The sequence below is a fragment of the Rhodothermales bacterium genome, from assembly GCA_034439735.1.
Classification (GTDB): domain Bacteria; phylum Bacteroidota; class Rhodothermia; order Rhodothermales; family JAHQVL01; genus JAWKNW01.
Map to the genome: position 1 here is coordinate 1 of JAWXAX010000165.1, position 8634 is coordinate 8634.

At 61.5% G+C, this 8634-nt stretch carries 9 protein-coding genes; 7 read left to right on the top strand and 2 right to left on the bottom strand.

Annotation, left to right across the window (positions count from 1 at the left end; translation table 11 throughout):
- Positions 1 to 14: 14 nt before the first annotated feature.
- Both SH809_12400 and SH809_12405 read right to left on the bottom strand, forming a co-directional pair.
- Positions 15 to 539, bottom strand: coding sequence for a hypothetical protein (locus SH809_12400; protein MDZ4700499.1), 525 nt, complete (start codon positions 537 to 539; stop codon positions 15 to 17).
- 478 nt (positions 540 to 1017) lie between these two features.
- Positions 1018 to 2664 carry a S41 family peptidase gene (locus SH809_12405; GenBank protein MDZ4700500.1) on the bottom strand — a complete coding sequence of 549 codons (1647 nt, stop codon included), beginning with the start codon at positions 2662 to 2664 and terminating at the stop codon, positions 1018 to 1020.
- Between the two features lie 378 nt (positions 2665 to 3042).
- On the opposite strand from SH809_12405, the gene SH809_12410 reads away from it, so the two are divergent.
- The 7 genes from SH809_12410 to SH809_12440 form a co-directional block, all read left to right on the top strand.
- Complete coding sequence (locus SH809_12410) at positions 3043 to 3564, top strand: sigma-70 family RNA polymerase sigma factor (GenBank protein MDZ4700501.1); 522 nt, start codon at positions 3043 to 3045, stop codon at positions 3562 to 3564.
- Complete coding sequence (locus SH809_12415; GenBank protein MDZ4700502.1) at positions 3551 to 4093, top strand: hypothetical protein; 543 nt, start codon at positions 3551 to 3553, stop codon at positions 4091 to 4093. The genes SH809_12410 and SH809_12415 overlap by 14 nt, the downstream gene beginning before the upstream one ends.
- A 13-nt stretch (positions 4094 to 4106) precedes the next feature.
- A complete protein-coding gene (locus SH809_12420; GenBank protein ID MDZ4700503.1) occupies positions 4107 to 4658 on the top strand; it encodes a DUF4252 domain-containing protein in 552 nt (183 codons plus the stop codon).
- A 12-nt stretch (positions 4659 to 4670) separates the two neighbouring features.
- Entirely contained in the window at positions 4671 to 5210 is a 540-nt protein-coding gene (locus tag SH809_12425; protein MDZ4700504.1) for a DUF4252 domain-containing protein, read from the top strand.
- A gap of 140 nt (positions 5211 to 5350) precedes the next feature.
- Positions 5351 to 7048 (top strand): AarF/UbiB family protein, encoded by a 1698-nt coding sequence (locus tag SH809_12430; GenBank protein MDZ4700505.1) that lies wholly within the window; start codon positions 5351 to 5353, stop codon positions 7046 to 7048.
- 142 nt (positions 7049 to 7190) lie between these two features.
- Positions 7191 to 7787, top strand: coding sequence for a LemA family protein (locus tag SH809_12435; protein MDZ4700506.1), 597 nt, complete (start codon positions 7191 to 7193; stop codon positions 7785 to 7787).
- Positions 7788 to 7905: 118 nt separating this feature from the next.
- Positions 7906 to 8634: TPM domain-containing protein (locus SH809_12440; GenBank protein ID MDZ4700507.1), on the top strand; the 729-nt coding region annotated here is incomplete at its 3' end.

The window sequence follows — 8634 nt, forward strand, 5'->3', positions numbered from 1 at the left end:
GAGGGGGCCGGGGGTTACAATTCGAAGCCAACGCCAAAACTAAAGTCGAGCACAGTGAACGGACCGTACATCGAATGGGCCGGCATCTGAGAAAAATCGCCGACATAGCGAAATCGGCTTTGCGCCAGTAAGAACACGTGTCGACTGATAACCATACGCATACCCATCGAAGCCTCGGCGCCCAACTGGACACCGTAGTGCTGGTCGAAACCGGTCGCCGTTTCGCCACCGGGTACTCCATCGCGCCGCGTCCTCTCGGAGAAGACGTGGGAAGAAATGCCCACCCCGACCACCGGATGCAAACGAGGCGTTAACGCTGGCAGCGAGTACGAATAACTGAACGTGATGGGGACGGATCGGTACTTCCAGTCCGACTCCAATCGAAAGCGGCGTTCGTATTCCCGCGGCACGGACGAGGCTCGGAAGTACTCACCCGAGACGTTGAGTGCGTGAGGGCCCCCAAGCGGCAGGCGTAACGAGACGGTGTGAGCCGACGAGGCGTAACCGGATGACGACAGCGAAAGTCGATCGTTTTCCATCAGAACTGCCAGCGAACGCATCCATTGAGCCTGTACCCGCTGCATGCCCACACAGGCACTGCAGAGGACCAGACACAGGAGGCATCGCGTGGTGGTTCGACAGATCATCGACATTCGCTCGGCTAGGGACGCATCAAACTCGATTCAACAAGGCCACGCCGGCATCGGGGGGGACGACCGGTGTCGTACACACGTGTATCTGACGAATGTATCGGTCGATCGAGGCGAGGCTTAAACGGAACGTGGTGGATCGTTCTGCAATCTACGGCAAAGACGCACCAAGGCGCACCCTGGTTACAGAATAGTAACTCGGGGGCGCCGTGCCGTGGTATGTCGTTCACGTAGTCCGACCCGTTTTCGTTCCCCGGGGGCCAGACATGGAGCCAGGTCAACTGAACCGCTCACCATATCATCGTCGCGGCTGACCAGGAAAGCATAATCGGGTGACACCATCGTTACAAGTACTCAACGCCGGCGGCTATTTGTTCGCCGCCAGAGCCGCTGACCGATCCCACATCTTGAGGGCTTCGAGCAGCTCGGGGTCAATCGAATTCACAATCGGGTGCCACACGCCACTGCCGTACAACTGGCGGGCGATGAGCGCCTTGAGTCGGGTTTCGAGCGTCAGACGCTCTGCCGCGGCATCCGTCATGGCAAACACCTTGTTTTCCATCGAAACCAGATTCGGGTCGGACGTCAGCGTGAGGCCTTTTTCGGCCGCATATACCCAGAAGGCGTCCCAGGCCGCATCGTCTACTTCGTAGGTATGGATAAACGCCTGTTGCGCGTCGGCCCAGCGTGAGCGGTACGGCTGCTCATGGGTCTCGAACCACTCACGGGCGAAGAGCTGGTCCAACTGGTTCCCGATGATGGCGGCTGTAACCGGCGAGGTCAGGGTGTCGAGCGGAACGATATAGTCCGGCAAAATACCACCGCCGCCGAACACGATTCGGTTGTGGGTCGTCCGGTACTTGAGCGAATCCGGCACGCTGTCCACGTAATCGTTCAGGCTGTACGTGTCCTGGTGGCTGAGCGACTTATTCTCATAATACGCGTCCAGATCCCCGCCCTCGTAGGGCGTCTGGATGAGGCGGCCGGATGGGGTGTAATAGCGGGAGATCGTCATCTGGAGCACACTCTTGTCTGGCAGTTCAAATTGGGACTGTACGAGCCCCTTGCCGAAGGTGCGCCGGCCGACGATGAGCGCCCGGTCGTGGTCCTGTAGCGCGCCGGCGACGATTTCGCTGGCCGAAGCGGAGTATTCGTTGACGAGGACGATCACCGGCTGGGTTTCAAGCACTCCGCCGGCCGAGGAATGCTTCACCTGGTCGAATTGAGCATTCCGGCCTTTGGTATACACGATGATCTTGCCATCGCCGATCATCTCATCCGCAATTTTTACGGCGGACTCCATGATGCCGCCGCCGTTGTACCGCAAATCGACCACCAGGCGCTTCATCCCTTGCGCGGTGAGCGAATCGACGTGCTGCTTGAACTCATTGTAGGTCGTCATCGCAAACCGCCCGATCCTCACATAACCGGTCTCGTCATCGACCATATACGAGGCGTCGATCGTGTAGAGCGGGATCTTACCGCGTTTCACGGTAAAATAGACGGGTTCGCGAGAGCCTGGCCGCACGATGGACATCTTGACGCGCGTTCCGATATCCCCTTTCAGATGTTTCTGCACTTCATTCGATGAGAAACCGACGGCGACGGTGTCATCGATGGCGACGATCCGGTCCCCGGCGAGCACACCGACCATCTCGCTCGGCCCGTCAGCCACCGTGGACACCACGCGAATCGTATCCCGGATGATCTCGAACATAATTCCGACGCCGCCGAACGAGCCCTTATAACTCTCCTGGATCTCTTCGATCTCGTCCGAGCTAATATACAGCGAGTGCGGATCCAGCTCCGCCAGCATGCCGTTCACGGCGCTATCGACCAGCTTCTTGGGATCTGCTTCATCGACGTATTGCCGCTGGATGACCAGAAACGCATTCTCGAGCTTGCGAAGCTGTTCATACGTATCCGTATCGGAAAGCACGGATTCGATCTTCATGCCGAGCACAAGCCCGATCACAAGCAGCACAAATCCGGGAATCACGTAAGTCTTTTTCATGCGATGTGTCGTCCTTGTTGAGCCGGCGGTCACCGCCGACGGACGGCCCTGACGCGCCTCAGGCCAGTCGATCGGTTTCCGAAAATAACAAAAAGATAAACGGTATTCATTCGCCCGAGCAGGCATTTTGTTGCAAGGTCCCACCATTTCTACCAGGTAGTTCTGGCGCACCCAACCCCTATTAATATCAGCCGGATGGCGCCAGGGGTAAAAGGGTTCAAGGTCTAATGTCTACTGTTCACGGTAGAAGGAGCTGATCTTAAACCTTAAACCTTTGGCCTTGAACCTCGAGCCTGTAACCTTTCCCTCCCCCCCCGCGTCTTTCCCCGCAACTGATCAGGAGTACCGGAAACGCGGTATGCGCACACGGGGCAGCACGTGACCCAGCGACAATTCGAACAACACGTTTTACACTTACAGCACCGGGTGTTCGGGTTTGCCTATCATTTTCTAGGCGATCGCGAAGAGGCGGAAGATGTGACGCAGGAAGTCTTCATCCGCTTCTGGAACCATCGTCAGGAGATCGACGGCGGCCAGCCCATCGGGTGGCTGTTGCGGGTAACGCGTAATGCGTCAGTTGATGCGTTGCGCCGGCGGAGCGCGTACCGCAAAACCATCACGGGGGACTCCGGCCGCGTGGATATCGCCCACGGCGATACGCCGGGCCCGGCCCGGGACGCCGAAAGCAACGATTTCCGCACTCTCTTGAACCTCGCCGTCGACCGACTTGGCGAGCCATACAAAAGTCTGGTTCTCCTGCGCGAAGTGCAAGACCTGAGCTACCAGGAGATCGCCGACACGCTCGAACTCCCCCTGACAACTGTCAAAGTCTACCTTCATCGCGCCCGGAAAATGCTGCGCGTACATCTAACCGAGGTGATGCATCGTGAACCCTATTGACGATTCGCGACCGACCGACGCCTGGATTGACGAGCGCCTGGAGGCGTTCCTCGATGGCGATTTGCCCCCCGAGGAGCTTGCCCGCATGGAACGTGTCCTGGCGAACGACCCCACCTGGCACGTGCGGCTCACCCTGGCCACCCGGATCCAGGCGGAACTGCGCGCCTCGTTCACGCCGGCCGTGCCGGCCGGTCTCACCCGCGTCATCCTTTCCCGAGCGCGCCGCGCCCACCGGGCTCAGGTGTGGGGCGACTGGTGGCGAACTGGCCTCCAGACGTTCCTCGCGCGTTTCCGCGCCGCGTGGCAGCCGGCCCTCGCGCTGACCAGCATCGCCGCCCTCGCCACGTTCCTCTATCTTGCTGGCGGATTTAACGCCTCCCGCACGGCCCCTGCAACCGTGCCCGACGTCGAACAGGCCCTCGCCGAGGTCAAGTGGACGCTCGGCTATATCAGTAAAACGGGACGCAAAACGGGCGAATCGGTGCAAAGCGCCATCGGCCCTCTGTTACAAGGATCTCCCCATGAGTAACCCCATCCTTCCTATGAACCGCCCCTTCCCACACTGGACGATCGTCCTGGCCTGCCTGGCGCTCATTCGCCCCGTGCTCGCCCAGGACGAACTGAGCCAGGTGCCGGGTTATGTCGATTTTTCGGAATTGACCAGCCAGTTCGGCGAGGCCCCCACCCTCGAGGTGAACATCAAGGGGCAGCTCCTGAAGCTCGTCGCCGAAGCCTCCCGCGCGGACGACCCGGAGTTGGCCGACCTGCTCCTCGAACTTCAAGCCATCCAGGTACGCGGCTACCCCTTGCGGAGGGCGCAATTCCGTAGCATGGAACGACGATCGGAGATCCTGGCCGGCCAGTTGGAAGCCGACGGCTGGGAGACGGTGGTCAACCTGCGCGACTTCGGCCAGTATGTGGACATGTACGTCAAACAAAACGCCACCGCCATTGAAGGCATGGTGCTCCTGGTGCTCGACAGTGAAGCCGGCGAGACGGTGTTTATCAACATCGTCGGAAATATCGATCCACAAGAAATGGGGCGCATCGGCAGCAAATTCACCACCGCCCCGCTCGAAGACATCACACCCTGACCTATCGCCGCCATGCGTATTGCCACCCTTCTGCCAGCCCTGTTGCTCGCTGCCTTCACCGCGGGATGCGGCCACCTCAATGAGATGAGCGCCCTCCGTCGCGACATCGCGGAACAAACCCACACGAAATTTGACCCCGGTGTCGCCTTCTCGCTTGGGCCGGGCATGACACAGACGGCCAGCTGGATCACCCGGCACGTGGACGACTCGGACGCCTACCTGGTCAGCCGAGCGCTTCGCGATGTCCGCCGCATCAAAGGCGCCGTATACCCGCTGGACGACGCCGGCGACCTCGACGCCCTCGACGCCCGCACGCTGCCCCACTTCACACGGAACGGATGGGAGCTCGCGCTCAAAACCGTAGATCACGGCGATGTCTCCTGGGTGTTCTATCGCGAACGCCGCGGCTCGGTCCGCGACCTCTACACGGTGGTCCTGACGGACTCCGAACTCGTTCTGGTCCGGGTTCAAGGCCACTTGAACGCCTTGCTCGACCTGGCCATCGAGGAAGCCGAAGGCGCGGGAACGACCATCGTGGACCTCGACTTCTGAGCGCCACGCGGCTATTTCGCGCTGGTCTGGAATCCCCACAAGGGTGTGACGATAAGCGCAGCCCGAACGTTTAATGGGTGGCGCGTTCAAGCGAGGGAGTGTTGAAGCTCAACGCGCCCACGTTCTTGGTTCCCGCACCCGTGTCCACCACCCCCGCGCCGGCCCGCCGGCCCTCGTCTCGCCGCTTCCGGCTGCTGTCCGTCTATGGCGCCGTGCTGCACATTGCGTTCAGCTACCTCGGCCTCCACGTCGCCGGCCGACTGCGGGGGAGTGCGTGGAAGGAGCGACATCTGCCGGTCTACCATCGGCGCAACGCGCGGCGTGCCGAGCAGATGATCCTGCGCCACAAAGGCCTGTTTATCAAGGTCGGGCAGCTCATCAGCATCCTCACGAATTTCCTCCCGGAGGCCTTCCGCGCCGGCCTTGAAGGGCTGCAGGACCAGATCCCTCCGCGCCCCTTTTCCGAGATCGAGCACAGGATCCAGCGTGAGCTTGGCCTGGGCCCCGATGCCCTGTTCACCGACTTCGAGCGCGAGCCCATCGCCAGCGCCTCGCTGGCCCAGGTCCATCGCGCCCGTCTGCCGGACGGCCGGCTTGTGGCGGTGAAGGTGCAGCATGTAGCTATTGAAGAGACGGCCAGGATCGATCTGCGGACCATCCGAAACATCCTCCGTGTCGTGGGCGCCGTCTTCCGCATCCGCGGATTGGACACCCAGTATCAACAGCTGGAAGCGATGATCGCCGAGGAGCTCGATTTCGAACAGGAAGCGCGCAATATCGCCCAGATCGCGGCCTCCTTCACCGACGACCCCCGTACGCGTCTGCCCACCGTCGTCCCCGAGCGCTCCAGCCGGCGTGTCCTCACCACCGAGTTCGTCGAAGGCGTTAAAGTCTCTCACCTCGCCGCGCTCGATGCACTCGGCATCGATCGCGAGGACCTGGCCCGGCATCTTGTACGGGTGTATTGTCAGATGATCTTCACGGACGGCCTGTACCATGCCGATCCCCATCCCGGCAATATCCTCGTCCAGTCCGACGGCGGCGTCGTATTCCTCGACTTTGGCGCCGTCGCGCATCTCTCGCCCGAGATGAAGGCCGGCATTCCCGAGTTTCTCGCCGGCGCCATCGGGCGCGACCCCGATCGGATCGCGCGCGCCCTGCGCAATATGGGCTTCATTGCCCACGGCGATGCCGAGGCTACCGTCCGCCGGCTGATCGACTACGTCCACGAGCAGTTTCTCGCCGATCTCCCGATCGAGGCCATCCACCTCGACCAGATCAACGCCGACACGGCGCTGGCCTCCAAACTGGAGATGTACGCCGACCTGCGCCGGATGAACATTTCGTTGCGGGAGCTTACCGACACGTTCCAGGTGCCCAAGGACTGGATGTTGCTTGAGCGCACCATGCTGCTGCTACTCGGCCTATGCACCCACCTCTACCCATCCATGAACCCGATGCAGATCATCCGGCCCTATGTCGAAGAGGTGGTGCTGGGCGAGGAGCGGGATTGGGCCGGGTTTTTTGGCGCCCTCGTCAAGGACGTAGCCCGTACCGCGCTCGCGATTCCCAAGGAGATGCATCGCATGCTTGTACGCGCCAACCAGGGTGAACTGGAAATGCGCATCACCGGCTTAAAGGAGACGACCCATCTCATATATGCCCTGGGACACCAGTTCTTGTTTGGGGTGCTCGCCCTCGGCGCCGGCGCCCTCGCATTCACCGCTCGCACCGCCGGCGACGATGCCTGGGCGAGCGGCTGGCTCATCGTGGCCGGCCTCTGCACCCTGTTTATGATCGGCGCTTACCTCTCGGCCCGCCGATGGCACGGGCACTGAGCCATCGAACCCACGACTCCGCCTGGAATATCGGCTCTACCAGCGTATCATGACATACCTGGCGGCCGAGGTGGCCCATCGAAACCGGACCAGCCTCCGTTCGTATGCGATCCTGCTTTCTAAACTGAACTCTGGAAAAACAATGCGTAGCAAAGGCACGCTCGTCGTACTGATCGTCATTCTCGTGGTCGCCTTCGCCGGATGCGCCGGATGCGGCTCGTACAACAGTCTCGTATCGCTGGACGAGGGCGTTGAAAACGCCTGGGGCAACGTACAAACCCAGTATCAGCGTCGGGCTGATCTCATCCCGAACCTGGTTAATACCGTAAAGGGCGCCGCCAACTTCGAGCAGAGCACCCTCGAATCCGTCACCAATGCGCGGGCGCGGGCCACGCAGATCAATCTGTCGGTCGATGACCTGAACGACCCGGCGAAGCTGCAGCAATTCCAGGAAGCCCAGGCCGAACTCGGCCGCTCCCTTGGCCGGCTGCTCGCCGTTTCCGAAAACTACCCCGAGCTCCGCGCGACGGAGGCGTTCCGCGATCTGCAGGTACAGCTCGAGGGCACGGAAAATCGCATTAACACGGCGCGTAGAGACTACAACGAGTCCGTGTTAGGCTACAACACGACCGTGCGCCGTTTTCCGACCAACATGATCGCCGGCGTGTTCGGGTTCGACCGAAAGTCGCCCTTCGAGGCCGAGGTCGGCGCCCAGGCCGCACCCACCGTAGCGTTCTAGGCTGTTACGTTCAGCGGTACCGCTCCGTTGTCATCGGTCACGGATCGACTGTCGCCTGTCCTGGCGCTGTTTGACCCGTGGCCGGTGACTCTCCTTTCACACCGGCTCGAGGCCGCACGTGTTCGATTTCCTGTCGTTTTTTCGAGGTCCAGCCATCACCACCCTCATGGTCTGTGCGGTGGTGATGCTCTGTATACCGGCCACGGCGACCGCTCAACGTTTCGAGGTGATTGCACCGACGGGTCGTTGGGTGACGGATCAGGGTGAGTTCCTCTCGACCGCCGAGGAGCGCCAGCTCGAACAAAAACTCGCGACGTACGAGGACACGACCTCCACCCAGATCATCGTGGTCACGCTGCCTGACCTGGATGGCGCCGACCCGGGCGAGTACGCCACGGCGCTGGGTCGCGCCTGGGGCGTGGGCCAGAAAGGCCAGAACAACGGCGTGGTGATCCTGGCCTCGCGGGACGATCGTAAGGTATTCATCGCGACAGGATACGGTGTCGAGGGCGCCATCCCGGACGCCGTCGCCGGCCGGATCATCCGCAACATCATCGTCCCCTCCTTTCGAGAAGGGCGGTATTACGACGGCTTTTCACGGGCGGCCGACGCATTGATCCTGGCGGCCGCCGGCGAATTTGAGGCCGTGGTAGAACCCCGTTCCACCGGACCTGGCGCCGACTTCCTGGGGATCATCTTCTGGGTCGTGATCCTGATCGTCATCCTCCTCGCACGGTCCGGCCGCGGTGGGGGGGGCAAGCGGTACCGCAGCCGGAAACACGGCGATCTGCCGCTCATCCTGTGGGGTTCCATCCTGAACGATGCCCTGCGCCAGGGACAACGGGGC

What these genes read in the sequence shown, in the direction of transcription:
- SH809_12400 (MDZ4700499.1), bottom strand. Translation starts at nt 539, where the DNA reads ATGGAAAACGATCGACTTTCGCTGTCGTCATCCGGTTACGCCTCGTCG.
- SH809_12405 (MDZ4700500.1), bottom strand. Translation starts at nt 2,664, where the DNA reads ATGAAAAAGACTTACGTGATTCCCGGATTTGTGCTGCTTGTGATCGGG.
- SH809_12420 (MDZ4700503.1), top strand. Translation starts at nt 4,107, where the DNA reads ATGAACCGCCCCTTCCCACACTGGACGATCGTCCTGGCCTGCCTGGCG.
- SH809_12425 (MDZ4700504.1), top strand. Translation starts at nt 4,671, where the DNA reads ATGCGTATTGCCACCCTTCTGCCAGCCCTGTTGCTCGCTGCCTTCACC.
- SH809_12435 (MDZ4700506.1), top strand. Translation starts at nt 7,191, where the DNA reads ATGCGTAGCAAAGGCACGCTCGTCGTACTGATCGTCATTCTCGTGGTC.